Source organism: Cupriavidus sp. a3 (genome assembly GCF_051015765.1).
Taxonomy (GTDB): Bacteria; Pseudomonadota; Gammaproteobacteria; order Burkholderiales; family Burkholderiaceae; genus Cupriavidus; species Cupriavidus oxalaticus_A.
The window spans coordinates 4,335,779-4,360,017 of sequence record NZ_CP170643.1 but is presented as its reverse complement, the minus strand read 5'-3'; the positions used below and the strand labels follow the sequence as shown (position 1 = coordinate 4,360,017).

Sequence of the window (24,239 nt, the reverse complement as noted above, 5' to 3'; positions counted from 1 at the left end):
CAACGGAACCGCGGGTGCCAGAGAGGGCACGCCGGGAAGGCAGAAGGCGCTTCCCCCGGCCCCTCCAGACCAGGCACAGACGGGCTTGATGCGATGCGGCAGATGCCGCCGGGCAAAGCAAGCCAAGTATAACGACCGGACCGGCGCTTGACACCGGGCGTGGACCCCCACGCCGGAGGGACAGGAGACAGCGATGCAGGAATCGTCGGCGACGACCTTCCCGCGATGGCTGCTGGCACACGCCCAGCAGCGGCCGGAGCATCCGGCCTATCGCGAGAAGGATCTCGGCATCTGGCAGACATACAGCTGGGCCCAGGCGGCACAGCAGGTGAGGGCGCTGGCATGTGGTCTGGCCGCGCTCGGATTCAGGCGCGGCATGAACCTGGCGGTGGTGGGCGACAACCGCCCCCGCCTGTACTGGGCCATGACCGCGGCGCAGGCGCTGGGCGGCGTGCCGGTGCCGCTGTACCAGGACGCCATCGCCAATGAGATGGTGTACGTGCTCAACGATGCGGAGATCGATTTCGCCATCGTCGAGGACCAGGAGCAGGTCGACAAGCTGCTGGAGGTCGAGGCGCAGCTGGCCGAGTCCGGCCGCACCGTGCGCCATGTCATTTACGAAGACCCGCGCGGCCTGCGCGACTACGAGCATCCCTCGCTGATGTCGTACGAGCGGCTGCAGGAGCTGGGCCGCGAATACGACCAGGCGCATCCGGGCTTCTATGACGAAGCGATTGCCGCGGGCCAGCCTGACGACACCGCGATCATCCTCTACACCTCCGGCACCACCGGCAAGCCCAAGGGCGTGTGCCACTCGCACGCGGGCCTGATCGGCTCGGCGCGCAACGGCTGCGCGTTCGACGGCCTGACCGCGAAGGACGACGTGCTGTCGTACCTGCCGATGGCGTGGGTGGGCGACAACCTGTTCTCCTACGCGCAGGCGATGGTGGCGGGCTTCACGGTAAATTGCCCGGAATCGCGCGAGACCGTGATGACCGACCTGCGCGAGATCGGCCCGACCTATTACTTCGCACCGCCGCGCATCTATGAAGGCCTGCTGACGCAGGTGATGATCCGCATGGAAGATGCGGGCTGGATCAAGCGCAAGCTGTTCCACTGGGCCATGGACGTGGCGCGCCGCTGCGGCGCCGATATCCTCGACGGGCGCCCGGTGTCCGTCATGGAGCGCGCGCGCTATGCGCTGGGCGAAGCGCTGGTCTACGGTCCGCTGCGCAACGTGCTCGGCATGAGCCGCATCCGTGTGGGCTATACCGCCGGCGAGGCCATCGGGCCGGACCTGTTCCGCTTCTACCGCTCCATCGGCGTGAACCTGAAGCAGTTCTACGGCCAGACCGAAACCTGCGCCTACGTCTGCCTGCAGCCCGACGGGCAGGTCAAGTTCGATTCCGTGGGGCCGGCCGCGCCGGGCATGGAGATCCGCATCGCCGATAACGGCGAGGTGCTGGTGCGCGGCGTGGGCCTGCTCAAGTCCTACTACAAGCGCGACGACGCCACGCGCGAGGCCATCAACGACGAGGGCTACTTCATGACCGGCGATGCCGGCGTGATCGACGCCGACGGCCACCTGAAGATCATCGACCGCGCCAAGGACGTGGGCAAGCTGGCCGACGGCGCGATGTTCGCGCCCAAGTACATCGAGAACAAGCTCAAGTTCTTCCCGTACATCAAGGAAGCCGTGGCCTTCGGCAATGGCCGCGACCAGGTCTGCGCCTTCATCAACATCGATTTCGAGGCAGTGGGCAACTGGGCCGAGCGCCGCCACCTGCCGTATGCGGGCTATGTCGACCTGGCCGCGCAGCCGGACGTGATCGAGATGATCGGCGAATGCGTGAACCAGGTGAATGCCGACCTTGCCAACGATCCCATGCTGGCCGGCTCGCAGGTCGCGCGCTTCCTGATCCTGCACAAGGAACTGGACCCCGACGACGACGAGCTGACGCGCACGCGCAAGGTGCGCCGCGGCTACATCGCCGAGAAATACGGCGTGCTGGTGGATGCGCTCTATGCGGGCAAGTCCGAGCAGTTCATCGAGACGCGCGTCAAGTTCGAAGACGGGCGCGAGGGCAGCGTGTCGGCCACGCTGAAGCTGGTCGATGCGAAGCGGCTGCCCACGGCGGCGCGCGCGGCATAAGAGCATAGGGCGGAGGCATCAACATGACGCAAGTGGCCTGGCAAGGCGGCGGCAAGCCGGAATGGACCGGCACCGCACGTACCGACGCAAGTGCGGCCGGCGGCAGCGGCGCGATGGCGCCCGCGGGCCCGCTGTCCCCGGCGGGACTGGCGGACGACAGCGGCGCGCAACCCGGCACGCAGCACGCGCAGCGCACCGGCGAGCACGCCCGCACCGGCGGCGAGGTGATCCTGGACCTGCAGCATATCTCGCTGTCGTTCGGCGGCGTGAAGGCGCTGACCGATATCTCGTTCGATGTCTGCGAGCACGAGATCCGCGCCATCATCGGCCCCAACGGCGCCGGCAAGAGTTCGATGCTGAACGTGATCAACGGTGTGTACCACCCGCAGCAGGGGCGCATCGTGTTCCGCGGCGAGGAGCGCAAGCAGATGCACCCGACCGCCGCCGCGCGGCAGGGCATCGCGCGCACGTTCCAGAACATCGCGCTGTTCAAGGGCATGACGGTGCTGGACAACATCATGACCGGGCGCAACACGCAGTTCCGCACCGGGCTGTTCGCGCATGCGCTGTGGTGGGGGCCGGCACGCAATGAAGAGATGCGCCACCGCCAGAAGGTGGAGGAGGTGATCGACTTCCTGGAGATCCAGTCGATCCGCAAGACCCCGGTGGGACGCCTGCCGTATGGCCTGCAGAAGCGCGTGGAGCTGGCGCGCGCGCTGGCCGCCGAGCCGTCGATGCTGCTGCTCGACGAACCGATGGCCGGCATGAACGTGGAAGAGAAGCAGGACATGTGCCGCTTCATCCTCGATGTGAACCGGCAGTTCGGCACCACCATCGTGCTGATCGAGCACGACATGGGCGTGGTAATGGATATCTCCGACCGCGTGGTGGTGCTCGACTACGGCAAGAAGATCGGCGACGGCACGCCCGAGGAGGTCAAGGGCAATCCGGACGTGATCAAGGCGTACCTGGGCACATCGCACTGAGGGGTTTTCCACCATGACGTTCTTCTTTGAAATCCTGCTTGGCGGCCTGCTGTCCGGCCTGATGTACTCGCTGGTGGCGCTCGGCTTCGTGCTGATCTACAAGGCCTCGGGCGTGTTCAACTTCGCGCAGGGCGCGATGGTCTACTTTGCCGCGCTAGCGGTGGTGGGGCTGATGGACAAGGGCATGCCGATGTGGGCGGCGGTAATCGGCGCCTTTGTCGTGATGATCCTGGTCGGCATGAGCACCGAGCGCTTCGTGCTGCGCAAGCTGGTCAACCAGCCGCCGATCACGCTGTTCATGGCGACCATCGGGCTGTCGTTCTTCCTGGAAGGGCTGGGGCCGCTCCTGTTCGGCAATGAAGTGCGCCCGATCAACCTGGGCATCGTCGACGAGCCGATCGAATCGATCCTGACCACTTTCAACATCGTCATCTCCAAGTTCGACCTCGCGGCAGCCGCCATTGCCGGCCTGCTGGTGGGATCGCTGGCGCTGTTCTTCCAGTACACCAAGGTCGGCCGCGCGCTGCGCGCGGTGGCGGACGACCACCAGGCCGCGCTGTCGCTGGGCATCCCGCTGCAGAACATCTGGGCGATCGTGTGGGGCGTGGCCGGCTTCGTCGCGCTGGTGGCGGGCATGCTGTGGGGCTCGCGCAATGGCGTGCAGTTCGCGCTGACGCTGACCGCGCTGAAGGCGCTGCCGGTGCTGATCCTGGGTGGCTTCACCTCGGTGCCCGGTGCCATCGTCGGCGGGCTGATCATCGGCGCGTCGGAGAAGCTGGCCGAGATCTACATCCCGCCGGTGTTCCAGTCGGTGTTCGGCGGCAATTTCGGCGGCATCGAAGGGTGGTTCCCGTATGTCTTTGCCTTGTTGTTCCTGCTGGTGCGGCCCGAAGGGCTGTTCGGCGAGAAACATATCGACCGCGTCTGACCGACTTCGCACAGGAGACTTGCCATGTTTTATCGTGAAGCCGGCCAGTTCAAGACCAGCTACGTTGCCGACAGCCAGATCTTCCCGATCCGCCAGGACCGCATCGGCTTTGCCGTGCTGATGGCCGTGGCCTTCGTGGCGATCCCGTTCGTCGGATCGGAATACTGGTTCTCGGCCATCCTGATCCCGTTCCTGATCTTTTCGCTGGCGGCGCTGGGGCTCAATATCCTGACCGGCTATGCCGGGCAGCTGTCGCTCGGCACCGCGGCCTTCATGGCGGTGGGGGCCTACGCGGCCTACAACTTCCAGTTGCGCATCGAAGGCATTCCGGTGCTGCTGTCGTTCCTGCTGGCCGGGCTGTCGGCGGCGCTGGTGGGCGTGGCGTTCGGCCTGCCGTCGCTGCGCATCAAGGGGTTCTACCTGGCGGTGGCGACGCTGGCGGCGCAGTTCTTCGTGGTGTGGGCGCTGACCAAGTTCCCCTGGTTCTCCAACAACAGCTCGTCGGGCGTGATTACGGCGCAGCGGCTGGACCTATTCGGCATCGCCATCGATACGCCGGTGAAGAAGTACCTGTTCGTGCTAGCCATCGTCACCGTGCTGGCGCTGGTGGCCAAGAACCTGGTGCGCTCGGCGACGGGCCGCGCCTGGATGTCGGTGCGCGACATGGACGTGGCGGCGGAGGTGATCGGCATCCCGCTGATGCGCACCAAGCTGATGGCGTTCGCGGTCAGCTCGTTCTACTGCGGCGTGGCCGGCGCGCTGTATGCGTTCTGCTACCTGGGCTCGGTCGAGCCGGACGGCTTCTCGCTGGACCTGTCGTTCCGCGTGCTGTTCATGATCATCATCGGCGGCGTGGGCAGCATCCTGGGCTCGTTCCTGGGCGCGGCGTTCATCCTGCTGCTGCCGATCTTCCTGGACAACGTGCTGCCGCCGCTGGCGTCGCTGCTGCACCTTCCCTTTACCAACGCCACCGTGTCGCACATCCAGCTGATGGTATTCGGCGGGCTGATCATCTTCTTCCTGATCGTGGAGCCGCACGGGCTGGCCCGGCTGTGGCAGATCGCCAAGGAGAAGCTGAGGCTGTGGCCGTTCCCGCACTGACGGAGCGGGGTCTTATTGTCTGAACGCAGGTCCTGAGTGAAGTACTGAAGCCTACGCATAACGAAACGCCCCACCGAGGGCGAAGGAGACTGTCATGACCAACCTGATCCGTAACGTGCAACGCGCCGCCCTGGTGGTCAGCGCCGCGGCTGCACTGCTGGCGCCGGCGGTGCCGGCACTGGCGCAAAGCAACGAGCAGTTCGTCGCGCTGCCGAGCTATCGCGTGGGGCCATATGGCGCCAACGGGCAGTCGTGGTATGGCGGCTTCATCGACTACCTCAACTACGTCAACCTGAAGGACGGCGGCGTCAACGGCGTCAAGCTGAGCTGGGAAGAGTGCGAGACCGAGTACAACAACGCCAAGGGCGTGGAGTGCTATGAACGCCTGAAGGCCAAGAACGCGACCACCAAGGGCACCGCGTACCACGCCATGTCCACCGGCATTTCCTACGCGCTGGTCGACAAGACCGCCGCCGACAAGGTGCCGCTGGTGATGATGGGCTATGGCCGCACCGACGCCGTGGATGGCTCGGTGTTCCCGTATGCGTTCCCGCTGGTGACCACGTACCAGATGCAGGTCTCGGCCATCGTCAAGTACCTGGCGAGCAAGAGCGGCGGCTCGCTGGCCGGCAAGAAGATCGTCTACCTGTACCACGACTCGGCCTATGGCAAGGAGCCGATCGTGGCGCTGCAGGCCGAGGCCAGGCTCAACAAGTTCAACCTCGTCGAGATCCCGGTGGCGCACCCGGGCAACGAGCAGGGCGCGCAGTGGCTGAAGATCCGCCAGGAGAATCCCGACTACGTGATCTTCTGGGGCTGGGGCGTGATGAACCAGACCGCGCTGAAGGCCGCGCAGAAGGTGGGCTTCTCGCGCGAGAAGATGATCGGCTCGTGGTGGGCGGGCTCCGAGGAAGACACGGTGCCGGCGGGCGATGCCTCCAAGGGCTACATGAGCGCGACCTGGAACGTCGCGGGCAAGAGCGTGCCGCTGATTTCCGACATCGAGAAGGTCGTGTACGGCGCCGGCAAGGGGAACATGCAGGACAAGAGCAAGATCGGTTCGGTGCTGTACAACCGCGGCGTTTCCGCGGCGGTGGTAACGGTGGAAGCGGTGCGCGTGGCGCAGGCCAAGTTCGGCAAGGGCAAGCCCATGACAGGCGAGCAGATGCGCTGGGCGTTCGAGAACCTGAACCTGACCAACGCGCGCCTGCAGCAACTGGGTGCCACCGGCCTGCTGCCCGAGATCAAGACCAGCTGCGAAAACCACGAGGGTTCGGGCAAGGTAAAGATCCAGCAATGGGACGGCAGCAAGTGGGTGGTGGTGTCGGACTGGATCGAGGGCAACAAGGGACTGATCCACCCGCTGTTCAAGGCCACGGCGGCGCAGTACGCGAAGGAGAAGGGGATTACGCCGGGGTGCTCGAAGTCTTGATGCCCTTTGAATCCTGAAGGTTTGCTCCCCTCTCCCAAATGGAGAGGGGGGTAAGCCGACACGGATGTGAAATCCGGAGCTACCGCAACACCAACCCGAGCCGCACCATGAGCCTCCTGTCCATCAACAACATCGAAGTCATCTACGATCACGTGATCCTGGTGCTCAAGGGCGTTTCGCTCGAAGTGCCGGAAGGCAAGATCGTGGCGCTGCTCGGCGCCAACGGCGCGGGCAAGACCACCACGCTGAAGGCGATCTCCAACCTGCTGCACGCCGAGCGCGGCGACGTCACCAAGGGCACCATCGAGTATCGCGGCGACCGCGTCGACCAGCTCACCCCCAACGACCTGGTGCGCCGCGGCGTGATCCAGGTGATGGAAGGGCGCCACTGCTTCGCGCACCTGACCATCGAGGAAAACCTGCTCACCGGCGCGTATACGCGCGGCCTGTCGCGCTCGCAGACGCGCGACGAGCTGGAGAAGATCTACAACTACTTCCCGCGCCTGAAGACGCGCCGCAAGTCGCAGGCGGGCTATACCTCGGGCGGCGAGCAGCAGATGTGCGCGATCGGCCGGGCCATGATGGCCAAGCCCGCGATGATCCTGCTCGATGAGCCGTCGATGGGCCTGGCGCCGCAGATCGTCGAGGAGATCTTCGAGATCGTGCGAGACCTGAATTCGCGCGAGAAGGTCAGCTTCCTGCTGGCCGAGCAGAACACCATGGTGGCGCTGCGCTATGCCGACTACGGCTACATCCTGGAAAACGGCCGCGTGGTGATGGACGGCGACGCCGAGTCGCTGCGCACCAACGAGGACGTGAAGGAGTTCTACCTGGGCGTGGCCGCCAACGACGCGGATGGTGGCGCGCGCAAGTCCTTCCGCGACGTGAAGAGTTATCGCCGGCGCAAGCGCTGGCTGGCATAGCGCCGCGCGGTTTATCCCTGGCTTTGCCGACGCGCCGTGGCGGGCTGCCACCGGCGCGGCGGCAATCCGCATCCTTCCCTGACGCAACAGCACCATGCCCGAATACTTCGATTCGCTCGAAACCCGCGCGCCGGCAGTCCGCGAGCAGGCGCTTCTTGCCGCCCTGGCACGACAGGTGGCCCACGCGCGCGACAATGCGCCGTATTTCGCCGAACTGCTGCGCGACGTGGACCCGCGCTCGCTGACCTCGCGCGAGGCGCTGGCGGCGTTGCCGGTGACGCGCAAGTCCGACCTGACCGCACGCCAGCGCGCGCTGCCGCCGCTGGGCGGCCTCAATGCGGCGCCGCTGGGCAGGCTGCGCCATGTGTTCCAGTCACCGGGCCCGATCCACGAGCCCGACGGCCACGACGCCGACTGGTGGCGCACGGCGCGCGCCATGCACGCCGCGGGCTTCCGTGCCGGCGACCTGGTCTACAACACCTTTTCCTACCACTTCACGCCGGCCGGCATGATGATGGAGACCGGTGCGCACAAGCTGGGCTGCTGCGTGTTCCCGGCGGGCGTCGGCCAGACCGAGTCGCAGGTGCAGGCGCTGGCCAGCCTGCAGCCTGCGGCCTACGCTGGCACGCCATCGTTCCTGAAGCTGCTGCTGGAACGGGGCGACGAGATGGGACTGCCCTGCACCAGCCTGACGAAGGCGCTGGTCTCCGGCGAGGCGCTGCCGCCGTCATTGCGCGCGTGGTTCCAGCAACGCGGGGTGCGCGTTCAGCAGATGTACGGCAGCGCGGATCTCGGCCTGATCGCCTACGAGACCGAGGGCGGCGACGGCTGGGTGGTGGACGAGGGCGTGCTGGTCGAGATCGTCGAGCCGGGCGGCACGCGGCCCATGCCTGAAGGCGAGACCGGCGAGGTGGTGGTGACGGTGCTGGGCAACGGCGACTATCCGCTGATCCGCTTCGGCACCGGCGACCTGTCGGCGGTGGTGGCGGAGTCCTCGCAGCGGCCGAGCCCGTGCGGGCGCACCAATATCCGGCTCAAGGGCTGGCTGGGACGCGCGGACCAGGCGACCAAGGTCAAGGGCATGTTCGTGCATCCGGGGCAGGTGGCCGACGTATTGCGCCGCCATCCGGAAATCCGCGCCGCGCGGCTGGTGGTGACCGGCGATCCCGGCGCGGACGTGATGACGTTGCGCTGCGAGGCAGCGCGCGAGGATGCGGAACTGCAGCGCGCGGTGGCCGAGTCGCTGCGCGAGGTGATGCGCCTGCGCGGGGAGGTGGCGTTCGTGGCGGCGGGGTCGTTGCCGCAGGACGGGAAGGTGATCGAGGATGCGCGGCGGTATGAGTGAAGGACTTGCCTTGCGAGGGTCTGACTTCGTTGAAGCGCTGGCCGGCGCGTCAACGGGGTGATAGGCGTCGACAGACCAAACGCCTCAAGACTTTCCCCCCTCCGCAGGCCGCGTCGGCAACCGGACCATCCACACGCTCACCCCCACCGCACAAGCCAGCAAGGCGGCCGACGCAACCGGCCGCCCGCGCAGCAGCCATGCCGTCGTTCCCATCGACACCCACATCATCGACAGCGCCAGGCATTTCGCCTTGAACGGAATGCTCCGATACCGCTGCCAGTCGTTGACCAGCGGCCCGAAGCGCGGATGCCCCATCAGCCAGCCGTGGAAGCGCTGCGAACCGCGCGCGAAGCACGCCGCGGCCAGCAGCACGAACGGCGTGGTCGGCAGCACCGGCAGGAAGATCCCGATCACGCCCAGCAGCAGGAAGAGCCCGCCCAGCGCCACCCAGACGGCGCGCAGCACGCGCTGGCGGTGGCTCAGCACGGCTTCAGGATCGGGCGAAAGGTCAGGGTTGGAAGGATGCAATGGTCGAACAAAGGGCCGCTAAGCGGCCCCGGTGATGGATCGGTCAGCGCGCAATCCCAAGCCGCGCCTTGGCCGCATCGTACTCCGCTTTCATGCGTGCGACGATCTCGCCGGCGCTCGGGATATCGTGGATCTGGCCCACGCCCTGGCCGGCGCCCCAGATGTCCTTCCACGCCTTGGCCTTGGAGCTGCCGCTGGAGAAGTCCATCTTGGTCTTGTCGGCCACCGGCAGGTTGTCAGGGTCCAGGCCCGCGTTGCTGATGCTCTCGCGGATGTAGTTGCCGTGCACGCCGGTGAACAGGTTGGTGTAGACGATATCGGCGGCGGCCGAGCTGGTGATCGACCGCTTGTACGTCTCGGCCGCGTGCGCCTCCTGCGAGGCGATGAAGCGCGTGCCCACGTAGGCGAAGTCGGCGCCCATGGCCTGCGCCGCGAGTACTGCCTCGCCGGTGGCGATCGAGCCCGACAGCGCGATCGGGCCATCGAAGATCTTGCGCACCTCGCCCACCAGCGCGAACGGCGACAGCATGCCGGCATGGCCGCCGGCGCCGGCCGCGACCAGGATCAGGCCGTCGACACCGGATTCGATCGCCTTTTCGGCATGGCGCAGGCTGATGACGTCGTGCAGCACGATGCCGCCGTAGCTATGCACCGCGTCGATCAGCTCCTTGGGGGGCGCGCGCAGCGAGGTGATGAAGATCGGCACCTTGTGCTCGACGCAGACCTTGATGTCATGCTCGAGCCGCGCGTTGGACCCGTGCACGATCTGGTTGACCGCGACCGGTCCCACCGGCGCGCCGGGGTTGGCGGCCCTGAAGGCGGCCAGCTCCTGCTCGATCTGCGTCAGCCACTCGTCGAGCAGCTCCGCCGGGCGCGCATTGAGCGCGGGGAACGAACCGACGATGCCGGCCTTGCACTGCGCCAGCACCAACTCGGGATAGCTGACGATGAACATGGGCGAGGCAATCACGGGCAGGGCCAGGTTCTGCAGGGCCTGGGGCAGTTGCTTGGCGGCGGGCATGGTGTCTCCTGAACCACTGGTGGGCACGCTGGTCGTGCCCTAAATGAACGGTCGTTCGATTATAGGGAGTTTCTGGCGTGCGTCGCTAGAAGCCCAAGTCTATGCCGATCCTGCGCGCCATGGCAGGCGGGTCAGCCGGCGGGCAGCGTCAGTTCGGCCAGCGCGCCGCCGCCCGGCCGGTTGGCCAGCATCACGCTGCCATGATGCAGCGCCGCCACCTCGCGCGCAAAGCACAGGCCCAGGCCGGTGCTCTTGTCGGCGCCCTGCGGGCGCGGCAGCGAGTAGAAGCGCTCGAACACGCGCGGCAGGGCGTATTCGGGGATGCCGGGGCCATGATCGGCCACGGTGATCGCCAGCTGCGCGCCGCGCCGTTCCAGCGCTACCGCGATGGCGCTGTCCCGGGGGGCGAAGTCGATGGCGTTTTCCAGCAGGTTGGCGACGGCCTGGCGCAGCAGGAACGGGTCGCCCGCCGCCACGTCGGGACCCGGCGGCGACTCCAGCCGCAGCACCACGCCGCGCTGCCGCGCGCGCGGTTCCAGCTCGGCGCACAGCTGGGCCAGCAGCTCGCCCAATCGCACCGGCTCGCGGGTTTCCAGCCGTTGCCGTTGTTCCACCTCCGCCAGCGCCAGCAGCTTGCGGATCATGGTTTCCAGCCGGCCCGACTGCGCGCGGATATTGGCGACGAAGCGCTCGCGGTCCGTTGCCGGCATGTCTTCCTGCAGCAGCTCGGCGGCGCCGCCGATCGCCGCCAGCGGGCTCTTCATCTCGTGCGCCAGCGTGTGGATGTAGTGCTCGACATACTGCTTGTCTTCCAGCCGCTCGCGCATGCCCTGCACCGCGCGGCCCAGTTCGGCCAGCTCGCTGGTGCCGTGCAGCGGCATCTCGGCGCGCTCGCCGGCGGCCACCGCGCGCGCATAGCCGCGCAACCGGCGCAGGCCATGCACCAGCCACAGCGTGCAGGCCAGGCCGATCACGCACGCGGTCCCGATCAGCAGCCCGCCGTACAGCAGGATGCGGTGCTGGCTGCGCGCGATGAAGGGCGCCATCGCGGCATTGGGCTTGGCCACGGTGAGCGCGCCGACGATGCGGTCCCCGTCGCGGATGGGAGCGGCCACGTACATCACGGTGCTGGCCTCGTCCTCCGGATCGCTGCGCGTGCTGCGCGCGCCGTACTGGCCGCGCAGCGTCAGGTAGACATCGTTCCAGCGCGAGTAGTCGCGGCCCACGTCGGTGCCGGTGGAGTCGTAGCGGACGATGCCGCCGGCGTCGGTGACATAGACGCGGTAGCCGATGCTGTCCTTGTGCAGGCCCCATACGTCGGCATTGACCGGCGCCTGGCGCAGCGCCGCCATGCGCCGCGCGAAGTCGCCGTCGGCGATGTGGCCGGCCTTCATGTCGTCAGCGGCCAGCGCGGCCAGCACGTGGGCGGTGTCGATCAGCGTGTCTTCCATCGCCTGCCGCACGCCGGGCTTGACCTCCTGCACGAACACGCGCAGCGTCAGCACCGTCGCCAGGCCGACGATGAAGAAGAAGCCAAAGAAGATGCGCAGGCCGATCCGCATGCGCGCTCAGGCCTGCACGGGATCGAGCGAATAGCCCATGCCGCGGTGCGTGCGGATGCGCTCCGCGCCTTCGCCTTGCGGAGTGGCGTCGCGCAGCTTGGCGCGCAGCGTCTTGACATGGGTGTCGACGGTGCGGTCGCTCGTGTCGAGCGCGTCCTGCCAGACCAGTTCCATCAGCTGGGCGCGGGTGTAGATGCGGCCCGGGTGTGCCACCAGCAGTGCCAGCAGCAGGTATTCGTAGCGGGTCAGGTCCAGCCAGCGGCCGCGGTAGGCCAGCCGTGCGCCGTCGGCGTCGTGGGTGAAGCCGGAATCGGCGGCAGCGGGTGCGGCCACGCCGCGCGCGCGGCGCAGGATGGCGCGCACGCGCGCGGCCAGCTCGCGCGGCGAGAACGGCTTGACCACGTAGTCGTCGGCGCCGATTTCCAGACCGACGATGCGGTCGATCTCCTCGTGGCGCGCGGTCAGGAAGATCACCGGCGCATCGCAGAACGTGCGCAGCGTGCGGCAGACCTCGAAGCCGTTCACATCGGGCAGGCCCACGTCCAGGATCACCAGGTCGGCCGCATCGGCGCGCATCCGCGCCAGCGCGGCGCTGCCCAGCGTGCAGTGCTCGGCCTGCATGCCATCGGTGCGCAGGGCGTAGAGGATGGTATCGGCGATGGCTTGCTCGTCTTCCACCACCAGGATGCGCGGTTGTCCCATGCCCGGCATTCTAGTCCACGTCAGAGGCTGGGCACGGTGCGCGGCGGCGGCGCGGCCTGGTCGCCGCCGCGCTTGTGGAAGTAGATCTGCTCGGCGGCCCAGCGCAGCGGCGGTGAATACAGCATCAGGTCGAAGGGCCAGTCGCACTGGAAGCGGTCGAACATCCAGCGCAGCGCGCGCTTGCCGCGAAAGCGTGGCGCGCTGCCGGTGGCGACGGCTTCCGGCGCCGGGCCGTTGTGCAGCAGGTGTTCGGCGATGGCTTTGCCAACGGATTCGCCATGGGCGAAGGCGTAGTGGATGCCGCCGGCGGTCAGCGGCGAGACGATGCCGGCCGCGTCGCCGGTCAGGATCACGCCGTCGCGCGCGAGTGGCATGGCGGGACCGCCGCACGGGATCAGGCCGGCGCGCGTGGCGGCGGGCTGCGTCAGTTCAGGCAGTCCGGCGCGGGCGCGTACATGGGCGAGCAGGCCGTCGAGGTCGGGAGCGCGGCCGTGACGGGGCAAGTAGCGCAGCGCCAGGCCGGCCTGGACGCCGGTGGGATTCTGTGCGATCCAGCCTATGTAGCCGGGCGCGAAGCGGCGGGTGATGAAGCAATGGAGCATGACGGGATCGGGCAGGGATATTCCCGGGAATTCGTATTCGATGCCATACAGGAAATCGTGGGTGCGGCCGAGACCTGCGCATTGCGCCACGCGCGATTTGGCGCCGTCGGCACCGACCAGGTAGCGGGTGGTGCCGACGCCGGTCACGTGCCAGCCGCCATGGCGTGGCGTAGCGCGGACGAACGACTGGCCCAGGCGCAGCGTGGCGCCGTGGCGCACCAGCTCGTTGGCCAGCCAGCGCATCAGGTTGGGGGTATCGGTGGTGTGGAAGTAGTAGCCTGGGGCGGCCAGGTCGAGGCTGCGCAAGCGTGGAGAATAGAGTCGCACGCGTTCAACGCGGTGTACGCATTCGGCAGGGGCGCGGCCCAGCCAGGTTTGTTCGATGGCTTCCTTGACGACGATGCCGGTGGTGTGGAGTTTTTCGCCGGGGTCGGGTTTGCGTTCGAGGACCAGGACGCGCAGGCCGGCGCGGGCGGCCGCCAGGGCGCAGGCTGCGCCGGCGAAGCTGGCGCCGGATACTACTAGGTCGTAGTCGAAGGTTGGCATTTTTGGAGGGGCTTCTGGATGAAGGGTTCTCCAGTGTTGTCTTGCTGGGTGAGGGGAATGTGGGGTGGTTGTGAAGTCGTTGGCGTTATTGGGGGCGGTGGCTTGCTGTTGGATGCTGGCGGCTGTTTAAGCGTCCGCTGTCGCTGTTGATGACATGCTGTGGCCGTTGAACCGCCTGGTTCCGCCCTGCTGGGCGGGTCACTTTTTGTCCGAGCGACAAAAAGTAACCAAAAAACGCATCGCCTGAGCGGCTGGCTATCAAGTTATCGGCGTGGGTGGTTCGGGCGGTGGTGATTTCCGTTCGATGTGGCTAGTGGTTCGGACCTGCTACGCCAGGTGAGTCTGGGATAGTGGCTACGTCGACCCACTATTGAACTATCCCCATGCCGGGCGTAGGCCGCCTGCTGCCGGCGTCAACACAGGAACGCCTTCGGCTGCGCTGCGCGCCGGCAGTACCTGTGATTTAGGGCTCGGGCACGGAGTGCGTCGCTGCGCTCGCACAGCGCCGTCGTGAATGACGCCGGGCCCGAAGCCCGGGCGAGGACGTGGGGCGGCGGCCTTGCCCTTAGGGCCGGCGCGCAGCGCAGCCGAAGGCGTTCCTACCATGCCGCCCGCAGCAGGGGCCACGCCCAGCTCTGGGCTCGTTCAAACATCGCTGCTATCCCGAGCCATCGTGGCGCACCAGGGCGTCAGGCAGTCCTGCCCTGCAACGAAGCAAAGCCCCGTACGAAAACCGCCGCATACTACGATAAGAGTGGCCGCCCGCAGGGCCGTAAACGCGCTTTTTGGTTACTTTTTGTCGCTCGGACAAAAAGTGACCCGCCCAGGAGGGCGGAACCAGGCGGTTCAACCGCCGACAGCATGTCATCAACAGCGACATGCACCTAATAAGCCCACAAAAAAACGCCCCGCATAAACCGCGGGGCCATCAATTACCACGAAGACTGATACAGCCGGCAGGGCACCTGCCAATGCCACAACCGCCCACGAAGCATAGAAAACCAATGTGACGCCCACATGGCAACAAGGTGAACAGCCAATGACAAGCCAACATCAAAGCCCATACCGCTTGATCTTGTCATACAGCGTAGCCTTGCCAACCTGCAGCAAATCAGCAGCCTGACTGACAGCACCCCCCGTCCGCGCCAGCGCATCGGCAATCACCGCCCGCTCATACCGCTCCATCCTCTCCCGCAGCGGCGCGGTCTCGTCCGCAGTCGCCGCATGCGCACCCGCTTGCCCGCCCTCAGGCACCCCCAGCACCAGCCGGTCCGCCGCATTCCGCAACTCCCGCACATTCCCAGGCCAAGGCCGCTGCTGCAGCCCCTGCCGCTGCGCCTCCGACAAAATCGGCGCCGGCCGCTGATAACGTACCGCCGCCACCAGCATGAAATGCTCGAACAACGCCACGATATCCTCGCGCCGTTCCCGCAGCGGAGGCAGCGCAATCGTGACCACATTCAGCCGGTAATAGAGGTCCTCACGAAACGAACCTTGCGCCACCAGCGCATCCATATCCCCCTTAGCCGCCGCCACGATCCGCACATCGATCTTCACCGACGCATTCGACCCCAGCCGCTCCAGCGTTCCTTCCTGCAGCACCCGCAACAGCTTGACCTGCAGCGCCAGCGGCATGCTCTCGATCTCGTCGAGGAAGAGCGTGCCGCCCGAAGCATGCTCCAGCTTGCCGATACGTCGCTTGCCTGCGCCGGTGAAGGCACCAGCTTCATGTCCGAACATCTCGCTCTCGAAGATGGCCTCAGGCACCGCCCCGCAGTTCAGCGCGATAAAAGGCCCCTCGGCGCGGCCGGACAGCGCATGCAGGCTGCGTGCCACCAGCTCCTTGCCGGTGCCGGTCTCGCCGTTGATCATCACCGGCACGTCGGTCGGGGCCACGTTGGCAACCAGAGCCCGCACCTGCTCGATCGCCGGCGAACGCCCGATGATCCGCGTACCGGCCGCGGGACCAGCCAGCTCGCGCCGCAACGCCTGGTTCTCCAGTTCGAGCGCGCGCCGCTCGAGTGCGCGACGGACGGTGTCGGTCAGCCGGTCGGCTCCGAACGGCTTCTCGATAAAGTCATAGGCGCCTTCACGCATCGCCTGCACGGCCATCGTGATATCGCCATGCCCCGTCACCAGCACCACCGGCACGCCTGGCGCCGCATTGCGGCAGTGCTGCAGCAGGTCAAGCCCGCTGGCGCCGGGCAAGCGCACGTCGGTCACCACGACGCCGGGAAAGCCCGCATGCAGATGCGGCATGGCGGCTTCTGCCGAAGGCAGCGCCAGCACGGTAAAGCCCGCAAGCTCCAGGCTTTGCGCGGTAGCCTGCCGCACCAGCGGCTCGTCTTCGACAAACAGGACACGCAGACCGTCTTGCATGGCAATGCTCATTGGGGAGTGGAAACCGGCAGCGCCTCGTTCGCGCCGGAGCTGGCCGGCGCGCCTGCCAGCACCAGAGTGAATTGCGCGCCGCCGCCGGGCATGTTGGCCACGCTGAGCTGGCCGCCGAACTCGCGCACGATCGATGACGAGATCGCCAGCCCCAGCCCCAGGCCCTGCCCGGTTTCCTTGGTGGTGAAGAAGGGCTCGAACAGGCGCGGCAGCGCTTCCGGCGCGATGCCGGTGCCGTTGTCGCGCACGGCGAGGGTGATGGTGCCGCTGTTGGTGCCGCCGTTGGTGCCGGCATTGGTCTGCACCTCGATGTCGATGCGGCCTTGCGCGGGCGCCGCCGAGGCGATGGCGTCGAGCGCATTGCCGATCAGGTTCAGCAGCACCTGCTCAAGCTTGAGTTCGTCGGCACGCACGGACAGGCCGGGCTGTTCGTCGAGGCCGGCCACGTTGACCTTCACCGCACCCAGCCGCGGCGCCAGCAGCGCCAGCACGTGGTCGAGCGCCGTGCGCACCACCACCGGCCGCCGCACCGGGCGCGCCTTGCCGGCGAACAGCTTGAGCTGGCTGGTGATCTTGCCCATGCGCTCGGTCAGGTCGGCGATGGCAGCCAGGTTGCCTTCTGCCGCGGCCAGCTGGCCGCGCTCCAGCAGCACGCGGGTGTTGTCCGAGAAGGTGCGCAGCGCCGCCAGCGGCTGGTTCAGCTCGTGCGTGATGCCGGCCGCCATCTGTCCCAGCGCGGCCAGCTTGCTGGCTTGCACCAGTTCGTCCTGCGCCGCGCGCAGCTCGCTTTCGGCGCGGGTGCGCTCGGCAACCTGTTCCTCGAGCTTCTCGTTGATCGCCATCAGGTCGGCGGTACGCGCTTCCACGCGGCGCTCCAGTTCGTCGTAGGCCGCTTCCAGTAGCCGGCGGCTGTACTGCACGTCGCGCGCGCGCTGGCGGCGCTGGCGCCAGTTGACCAGCAGCAGGCAGATGCAGGCATAGGCCAGCGCCGCGGCCACGGTGGCGTTGCGCGCGTTGGCCAGCACCGGCTCCAGCGGCGCCATCACCTGCATGGTCCAGTCGGCCGGGCCCACGGTGCGGCCCAGTTCGAGGTAGCGGTCGGCGCGCGCGGTGGCGTCGGGGGTAAAAGTGGTGCGGGCGGCGGGCGAGTCGTCGCGCACGCGCACCAGCCGCGCGTTGGCGCCCAGCGTGGTCTGCGCGAGCCAGCGCGTGACGAGCGAGTCGAGCGGCTCCAGCGGCAGCGGCGTGACGGCGCGGCCGTGGTACTGGCGCGTGTTTTCCATCTCGGCCTGCAATGCCGGCGGCAGCGGTTGCAGCGTGCGGTACTGCCAGGCCGGCACCGATGACAGGAAGATCACGCCGTGGTCGTCGCTGACCATCAGCGGCTCGGCGCCGCTGCCGGCACGCTGGAACCACTCCAGGTTGAGCTTGACCACGGTGACGCCGACGACCTTGCCATTGGATTCCACCGGTTGCGCGAGGTAATAGCCCGGTTCGTCGCTGGTGATGCCGATGGCGTAGAAGCGGCCCATCCTGCCGCCCGCGGCGATCTGGAAGTAGGGGCGGAAGCGGTAGTCGGTGCCGACGAAGCTGCCGGGCTGGTTATGGTTGCTGGCGGCCAGCGCGATGCCGTTGGCGGCAATCACGTACGTGGCCGAAGCATGTGCGCGCCGGTTGACCTCTTCCAGGTACTGGTTGGCGGCGGCGACGCGCGTCGGGTCGTTTGGGGATTCGAGCAGCCCGCGCACGAAGGGGTGCAGCGACACCAGCGCGGGCAGGAATTCGTAGCGGTCGAGGGTGCTTTCGAGGGTGGCGGCGTAGCGGTCGGCACGCGTCGCGGTGCTCTGCTGCAGCGCGGCCAGGCCGCGCTGGAACGACACCAGCCAGGTCAGCCCGCACAACAGCAGCAGCCCGGCCGCCAGTGCGGCGGCGAAGACCCACCACCGGCTGCTGCCGGTGTCCGGCGCATGCACCGCGCGGGTGGCGGCAGGATCATGCACGGCTAGGAAATCGTCGGAATGGGGCATCGGCGCGCGCAAGGGCTGTCGTGCCGATGATACCCGCTGGCGGGCGGCCGGGGCAGACGCCGATGCAGCCGCCCGCGCAGCGGTGTACTTAGCGGGCGCCCTGGCCGGCCTGGGCCAGATCGCCGGCATCGCCGCCGCCCTGCAGCACCTGCGCCAGGCGCTTGCGGTCAAGCTCGCGTTCCCACGCCGACACCACCACCGTGGCCACGCCGTTGCCGATGATGTTGGTCAGCGCGCGGCACTCGCTCATGAAGCGGTCGATGCCCAGGATCAGCACCATGCCGGCCACCGGGATGGTCGGCACCACCGCCAGCGTCGCGGCCAGCGTGATGAAGCCCGATCCGGTCACGCCGCTGGCGCCCTTGGAGGTGATCATCGCCACCGCCAGGATGGTCAGCTGCTGCATCCACGTCAGTTCGATGCCGGTCGCCTGCGCGATGAAGATCACCGCCATCGTCATGTAGATGTTGGTGCCGTCCAGGTTGAACGAATAGCCGGTAGGCACCACCAGGCCCACCACCGACTTGGAGCAGCCCAGCTTCTCCAGCTTCTCCATCATGTGCGGCAGCGCGGCCTCGGACGAGCTGGTGCCAAGCACGATCAGCAGCTCTTCCTTGATGTACGAGATAAAGCGCACGATGCTGAAGCCGGTCATGCGCGCGATCGTGCCCAGCACCACCAGCACGAAGATGATGGCCGTGAAGTAGAAGGTGCCGATCAGCTTGAGCAGCGGCACCAGCGAACCCAGGCCGTACTTGCCGATGGTGAACGCCATCGCGCCGAAGGCGCCGATCGGGGCCACCTTGGTGATCACGTGCACGATGTGGAAGAACACCTTGGAGACCTGCTCGATCAGCTGCACCACGAAGCGGGCGCGTTCGCCGAGCGTGGCCAGCGCGGCGCCGAAGAACAGCGACACCAGCAGGATCTGCAGGATGTCGCCGTTGGCGAAGGCGCTGAAGACCGTTTCCGGGATGATGTGCATGAAGAACTCGACCGTGCTCTGGCCGTGCGCCTTCGACACGTATTGCGCGATCGCCTTGGTGTCCAGCGTCGACGGGTCGATGTTGAAGCCCACGCCCGGCTTGAGCAGGTGCGCGGCGCCCAGGCCGATCAGCAGCGCGAAGGTCGACACCACTTCAAAGTAGAGCAGCGCCTTGCCGCCGACGCGGCCGACCTTCTTCATGTCGCTCATGCCGGCCATGCCGGTCACCACGGTACAGAAGATGATCGGGCCGATGATCATCTTGATCAGCTTGATGAAGCCATCGCCCAGCGGCTTCATGGCCACGCCCGTATCGGGCCAGTAGTGGCCCAGCAGGATGCCGACCAGGATGGCGAACAGCACCTGCACATACAGGATCTTGTAGAAGGGTTTCTTCATGGTGTCGTCCTCGGTGTTGACCGTACCCGGGGCGATGGCGCCGCGGGCGCGCGCCGTCACGGTTGCGGCGCGTTCAGGGACGGGAATTTGCAACCGGCATGCCAGTCCAACCGGTATCGTTAACTGATTGATTCACAAGGAAACGCGGGTCTTGCCAAGACGCGGGGCCTCCGGGATTCCGGAAATCCGGAATCCCGGCTTCCGGGGATTCGGAATGCCGGCGCGGGCAAAGGTGGCCGAGGCGCCACCTGCGCGGCCGGCATGCGCGGTCAATGGCGTTGCGCGGGTGCCGGAAGGCGCGGGCGTGCCGCCGTGACGCCGTATAATTCCGAGCTTCCGTTCAACGTCCCGCGGTCGTGCCGCCGCGCGGGCCCGCCCTCCTTGTCACCGCATCGCATGAGCAGCTACTACCAGCACCACGTCTTCTTCTGCCTGAACCAGCGCGAGGCCGGCGAGAACTGCTGCGCCAATTTCAACGCCAAGGCCATGCAGGAATACGCCAAGAAGCGCTGCAAGGAACTCGGCATCGCCGGCGGCGAAGGCCGCGTGCGCATCAACAAGGCGGGCTGCCTGAACCGGTGTGAACTCGGGCCGGTGCTGGTGGTCTACCCCGAGGCAATTTGGTACACGTATGTGGACGAGCACGACATCGATGAAATCATCGACAGCCACCTGCTCAACGGCAAGCCGGTCGAGCGGCTGATGGTGGACCGCTGAACGGGAACGAAGCCCAAGGCGCTGCCGATGCCGCAGCGCCGATGCCAGACCCCGCCGCCCGCACGCCGGACGGTTTTTTCATTTCTTGCCCCGGGATTTCCGGGTAGAGCCAGCCGGCGTATCACCATCCTGAAGCGCCATCCTGACCGCCTCCTGATTGCCTCCTGATTGCCCTGACCGTCCTATGAACGCGCATACCCAGGTACTTTCCATCGCCGGCCCCGTCGGCGCGATCGACGTTTCGGTGGACCTGCCGCAAGGCGAGCCACGGGGCCTGGCGCTGGTTGCCCACCCGCATCCGCTGTTCGGCGGCACCAAGGACAACAAGGTCGCGCAGACGCTGGCGCGCGCCTTCGTGCAGCTGGGCTATGCCACCGTGCGCCCCAACTTCCGCGGCGTCGGCGCGACCGCCGGCGAGCATGACAATGGCGTCGGCGAGCAGGACGACCTGCTGGCAGTCGTCGCCTGGATGCGCGAGCAGACCGCGTGGTCGGCGCAGGCCGCGACGCTGCCGCTGGCGCTGGGCGGCTTCTCCTTCGGCAGCTTTGTCAGCACGCACGTGGCCCGGCGCCTGGCCGAGGCCGGCACGCCGGCGCAGCGCCTGGTGCTGGTCGGCACCGCAGCGAGCCGCTGGCAGGTGGCCGAGGTGCCCGCCGACACCATCGTCATACACGGCGAGCAGGATGACACCGTGCCGCTCGCCAGCGTATTCGACTGGGCGCGCCCGCAGGAGCTGCCGGTGATCGTCATCCCCGGCGCCGACCATTTCTTTCACCGCAAGCTGCACCTGATCAAGCAGCTCGTCGTCAACGCGTGGGACCGGTGAGCGGCGCAGCTTCGTCACCGCGCCATCCCGTCCCGCACGATCCCTTTCTTGTCGGAAACAGAAACAATGCTGAATAGAGCCACGACACGCCTTTCCTCCGCCTTTGCACCCGCCGCCATCGTCGCTGCCGTCGCCACGGCCACGCTGGCCGCCGCGCCCGCCGCCGTCCTTGCGCAGGGCGTGCCGATGCCGCAGGTCGCCGCCAAGTCGTGGATGCTGTATGACGTGACCAGCGGCCAGGCGCTGGCCTCGCAGAATGCCGACCAGCGCATCGAGCCGGCCTCGCTGACCAAGCTGATGACCGCCTACCTGGCGTTCGAGGCACTCAAGGAAAAGCGCCTGACGCTGGAACAGACCGTGGTGCCGACCAACCTCGTGCTCAAGGTCAAAAGCGACGAGTCACGCATGTTCATCGAGCCCAACAAGCCGGTCAGCGTGCAGGACCTGCTGCTGGGCCTGATCGTGCAGTCGGGCAACGACGCCGCGCTGGCGCTGGCCGAGGCAGTGGGCGGCTCGGAAGAGGGCTTCGTCGCGATGATGAACCGCGAGGCCCAGCGCATGGGCATGAAGAGCACCCACTTCACCAACACCGACGGCATTCCCGACCCGAACCACTACACCACCGCGGTGGACCTGGCGACGCTGACCACGCACCTGATCAAGGACTTCCCCGAGTACTACGCCATGTACTCGCAGAAGGAGTTCACCTATAACAAGATCAGGCAGCCCAACCGCAACCGCCTGCTGTACATCGACCCGACCGTGGACGGCGTCAAGACCGGCCACACCAAGTCCGCCGGCTATTGCCTGATCTCGTCGGCCCAGCGTCCGCTGGCCAACGTGCCCAACGGCCAGCGCCGCCTGATCTCGATCGTGATCGGCACCACCACCGAACAGGTGCGCACGCAGGAAAGCCTGAAGATCCTCAACTACGGCTTCCAGTTCTTCGACACGCTGCGCCTGTACGACAAGGGGCAGGTGCTGGCCACGCCCGAGATCTACAAGGGCAAGGCCGGCACGGTCAAGATCGGCGTGCAGCACGAGACCTTCGTCACCGTGCCCAAGGGCACCGGCGGTCGCCTGAAGCCGGTGCTGGAGCGCCAGGAACTGATGATCGCGCCGATCGCGGCGGGCCAGCAGGTGGGCATGGTCAAGCTGATGGACGGCGCCAACAAGGTGGCCGAGTTCCCCGTGGTGGCGCTGGAAGAAGTGCCCGAGGCCGGTTTCTTCGGCCGCCTGTGGGACACCATCCGCCTGTGGTTCAAGCGCAAGTGATTGGCACGCGCGGCCTGGAGATTTGCCGGGCCGCGCCGGAGAAAACGACATGACTTCCGACAACCAGGGCAGCGGCAACAAGCCCGGCGATATCCCGCCGGAGCAGTCGCTGATCGAATACCCGAGCCATTTCCCGATCAAGGTGATGGGCTCGATGCAGGACGGCTTTGCCGAGGCCATCGTCACGCTGGTGCAGGAGTTCGATCCGGACTTCCATGCGGGCAAGATGGAGATGCGGCCCTCGAGCAAGGGCAACTATCTCGGACTCACCGTGACGGTGTGGGTGACCAGCCGCGAGCAGCTGGACGACCTGTACCGGGCGCTGACTTCGCATCCGATGGTGAAGGTGGTGCTGTAACCGCTGACGTATCTTTCCTGATTGTTTGCTCCCCCCTCCCGCGCGCGGGAGAGGGGCCGGGGGAGAGGGCAGGCGCTGGCAATGCCGACGCCCGTCACTTTGTTGACACTCCCGCCCTCTCCCCCAACCCCTCTCCCGCAGGCGGGAGAGGGGAGCCGCACCGCAGGGAGCCAAACACCGCGGCTGCGGCACGCATCCTCCCCATACCGACATGAACACCATCACCCTGAAACCCGGCAAGGAAAAATCGCTGCTGCGCCGCCACCCGTGGATCTATGCCACCGGCATCGCCACCACCGAAGGCCGCTGCGAGCCGGGCTCGACCGTGACCGTGCGCGCCGCCGACGGCCGCTTCCTGGCCAAGGCCGCCTACAGCCCCGAATCGCAGATCCGTGCGCGCGTGTGGACCTTCGACGAAAACGAGCCGGTCGACCACGCGCTGTTCAAGCGCCGCGTGGCCGCGGCCATCGCCTACCGGCGCCAGTGGGTGAAGGACAGCGATGCGGTGCGCCTGATCTTCGGCGAATCGGACCGGCTGCCGGGGCTGATCGTCGACTACTACGGCAGTGGGGAAACGGGCCAGCTGGTGTGCCAGTTCAATGCGGCCGGCGTGGAGCACTGGAAGACCGCGATCGTGCAGGCGCTGGTCAAGGAGACTGGCTGCCCCAACGTCTATGAACGCTCCGACGCCGCCGTGCGCCAGCGCGAGGGGCTGGAGCTGGTGACCGGCGTGCTGGCCGGCGCGGAGCCCGATCCGGCGCTGTCGGTGACCGAGCATGGCGTGCGCTATTACGTCGACGTGCGCAACGGCCACAAGACCGGCTTCTACGTCGACCAGCGCGACAACCGCAAGCTGGTGGGCGACCTGGCCGAAGGGCGCGAGGTGCTGAACTGCTTCTGCTATACAGGCGGTTTCTCGCTGGCCGCGCTGCGCGGCGGGGCCAAGTCGGTGACGTCGATCGATTCGTCGGGCGAGGCGCTGAAGATTGCCGCGGGCAACGTCACCCTGAACGGGTTCGATCCGGAGCGCGCGACCTGGCTCGACGCTGACGTGTTCAAGACGCTGCGCGAATTCCGCGCCGAAGGGCGTCAGTTCGACCTGATCGTGCTGGACCCGCCCAAGTTCGCGCCGTCGGCGCAGCATATCGACCGTGCCGCGCGTGCGTACAAGGAGATCAACCTGGTCGGCACGCAGCTGCTGCGGCCAGGCGGTTTGCTGTTCACGTACTCGTGCTCGGGCGCGATCAGCATGGAGCTGTTCCAGAAGATCGTGGCGGGCGCAATGACCGATGCGCGGGCGGATGCGCGCATCCTGCGCAGGCTGTCGGCCGGCACCGATCACCCGATGCTGGCGGCGTTCCCGGAAGGGGAGTACCTGAAGGGGTTGCTGCTGGAGAAGGTGGGGTAACGCTGCGATCCGGAAGCGGCGACAG

General features: G+C 67.1%; 20 protein-coding genes. 12 read left to right on the top strand and 8 right to left on the bottom strand.

Going from position 1 to position 24,239, the window contains the following annotated elements:
- Positions 1–193: 193 nt before the first annotated feature.
- The 7 genes from ACAD63_RS20760 (at position 194) to ACAD63_RS20730 (ending at position 8,867) form a co-directional block, all read left to right on the top strand.
- The gene (locus ACAD63_RS20760; RefSeq protein WP_135704296.1) at positions 194–2,152 is read left to right on the top strand and encodes an AMP-dependent synthetase/ligase; all 1,959 of its coding nucleotides are present in this window, start codon (positions 194–196) and stop codon (positions 2,150–2,152) included.
- A gap of 23 nt (positions 2,153–2,175) precedes the next feature.
- On the top strand, positions 2,176–3,138 hold the full coding sequence (locus ACAD63_RS20755; protein ID WP_133093560.1) for an ABC transporter ATP-binding protein: 963 nt from the start codon (positions 2,176–2,178) through the stop codon (positions 3,136–3,138).
- A 13-nt stretch (positions 3,139–3,151) separates the two neighbouring features.
- Positions 3,152–4,066, top strand: coding sequence for a branched-chain amino acid ABC transporter permease (locus ACAD63_RS20750; RefSeq protein WP_133093561.1), 915 nt, complete (start codon positions 3,152–3,154; stop codon positions 4,064–4,066).
- Positions 4,067–4,090: 24 nt separating this feature from the next.
- Positions 4,091–5,167, top strand: a complete 1,077-nt coding sequence (locus ACAD63_RS20745; RefSeq protein WP_133093562.1) for a branched-chain amino acid ABC transporter permease — start codon at positions 4,091–4,093, stop codon at positions 5,165–5,167.
- 94 nt (positions 5,168–5,261) lie between these two features.
- Positions 5,262–6,599, top strand: a complete 1,338-nt coding sequence (locus tag ACAD63_RS20740; protein WP_133093563.1) for an ABC transporter substrate-binding protein — start codon at positions 5,262–5,264, stop codon at positions 6,597–6,599.
- A gap of 107 nt (positions 6,600–6,706) precedes the next feature.
- Entirely contained in the window at positions 6,707–7,522 is an 816-nt protein-coding gene (locus ACAD63_RS20735) for an ABC transporter ATP-binding protein (protein WP_029046690.1), read from the top strand.
- 94 nt (positions 7,523–7,616) lie between these two features.
- A complete protein-coding gene (locus ACAD63_RS20730; RefSeq protein ID WP_135704298.1) occupies positions 7,617–8,867 on the top strand; it encodes a phenylacetate--CoA ligase family protein in 1,251 nt (416 codons plus the stop codon).
- A gap of 84 nt (positions 8,868–8,951) precedes the next feature.
- Here ACAD63_RS20730 and ACAD63_RS20725 read toward each other — a convergent pair whose 3' ends face one another.
- The 8 genes from ACAD63_RS20725 to ACAD63_RS20690 all read right to left on the bottom strand — a co-directional run bounded on the left by ACAD63_RS20725 (position 8,952) and on the right by ACAD63_RS20690 (position 19,630).
- On the bottom strand, positions 8,952–9,353 hold the full coding sequence (locus ACAD63_RS20725; RefSeq protein WP_368671181.1) for a YbaN family protein: 402 nt from the start codon (positions 9,351–9,353) through the stop codon (positions 8,952–8,954).
- An 85-nt stretch (positions 9,354–9,438) separates the two neighbouring features.
- Positions 9,439–10,416, bottom strand: coding sequence for an NAD(P)H-dependent flavin oxidoreductase (locus ACAD63_RS20720; RefSeq protein ID WP_434033216.1), 978 nt, complete (start codon positions 10,414–10,416; stop codon positions 9,439–9,441).
- Between the two features lie 131 nt (positions 10,417–10,547).
- On the bottom strand, positions 10,548–11,978 hold the full coding sequence (creC, locus tag ACAD63_RS20715; RefSeq protein WP_135704302.1) for a two-component system sensor histidine kinase CreC: 1,431 nt from the start codon (positions 11,976–11,978) through the stop codon (positions 10,548–10,550).
- A 6-nt stretch (positions 11,979–11,984) separates the two neighbouring features.
- On the bottom strand, positions 11,985–12,689 hold the full coding sequence (gene creB / locus ACAD63_RS20710) for a two-component system response regulator CreB (RefSeq protein WP_276609602.1): 705 nt from the start codon (positions 12,687–12,689) through the stop codon (positions 11,985–11,987).
- 11 nt (positions 12,690–12,700) lie between these two features.
- A complete protein-coding gene (locus tag ACAD63_RS20705) occupies positions 12,701–13,828 on the bottom strand; it encodes an NAD(P)/FAD-dependent oxidoreductase (RefSeq protein ID WP_434033215.1) in 1,128 nt (375 codons plus the stop codon).
- 1,053 nt (positions 13,829–14,881) lie between these two features.
- Positions 14,882–16,207 (bottom strand): sigma-54-dependent transcriptional regulator, encoded by a 1,326-nt coding sequence (locus ACAD63_RS20700; RefSeq protein WP_133093571.1) that lies wholly within the window; start codon positions 16,205–16,207, stop codon positions 14,882–14,884.
- A gap of 8 nt (positions 16,208–16,215) precedes the next feature.
- The gene (locus ACAD63_RS20695) at positions 16,216–18,246 is read right to left on the bottom strand and encodes a sensor histidine kinase (RefSeq protein ID WP_434033214.1); all 2,031 of its coding nucleotides are present in this window, start codon (positions 18,244–18,246) and stop codon (positions 16,216–16,218) included.
- 88 nt (positions 18,247–18,334) lie between these two features.
- A complete protein-coding gene (locus ACAD63_RS20690; protein WP_133094194.1) occupies positions 18,335–19,630 on the bottom strand; it encodes a dicarboxylate/amino acid:cation symporter in 1,296 nt (431 codons plus the stop codon).
- Between the two features lie 396 nt (positions 19,631–20,026).
- Between ACAD63_RS20690 and ACAD63_RS20685 the strand changes: the two genes are divergently transcribed.
- The 5 genes from ACAD63_RS20685 to ACAD63_RS20665 all read left to right on the top strand — a co-directional run bounded on the left by ACAD63_RS20685 (position 20,027) and on the right by ACAD63_RS20665 (position 24,214).
- Positions 20,027–20,347, top strand: coding sequence for a (2Fe-2S) ferredoxin domain-containing protein (locus tag ACAD63_RS20685; RefSeq protein WP_133093573.1), 321 nt, complete (start codon positions 20,027–20,029; stop codon positions 20,345–20,347).
- A gap of 184 nt (positions 20,348–20,531) precedes the next feature.
- Positions 20,532–21,173 (top strand): alpha/beta hydrolase, encoded by a 642-nt coding sequence (locus ACAD63_RS20680; RefSeq protein ID WP_133093574.1) that lies wholly within the window; start codon positions 20,532–20,534, stop codon positions 21,171–21,173.
- Between the two features lie 66 nt (positions 21,174–21,239).
- Complete coding sequence (locus tag ACAD63_RS20675; RefSeq protein WP_133093575.1) at positions 21,240–22,448, top strand: D-alanyl-D-alanine carboxypeptidase family protein; 1,209 nt, start codon at positions 21,240–21,242, stop codon at positions 22,446–22,448.
- Between the two features lie 49 nt (positions 22,449–22,497).
- A complete protein-coding gene (locus tag ACAD63_RS20670; RefSeq protein WP_133093576.1) occupies positions 22,498–22,806 on the top strand; it encodes an HP0495 family protein in 309 nt (102 codons plus the stop codon).
- A 211-nt stretch (positions 22,807–23,017) separates the two neighbouring features.
- Positions 23,018–24,214 carry a class I SAM-dependent rRNA methyltransferase gene (locus ACAD63_RS20665; protein WP_135704310.1) on the top strand — a complete coding sequence of 399 codons (1,197 nt, stop codon included), beginning with the start codon at positions 23,018–23,020 and terminating at the stop codon, positions 24,212–24,214.
- Positions 24,215–24,239 lie beyond the last annotated feature (25 nt).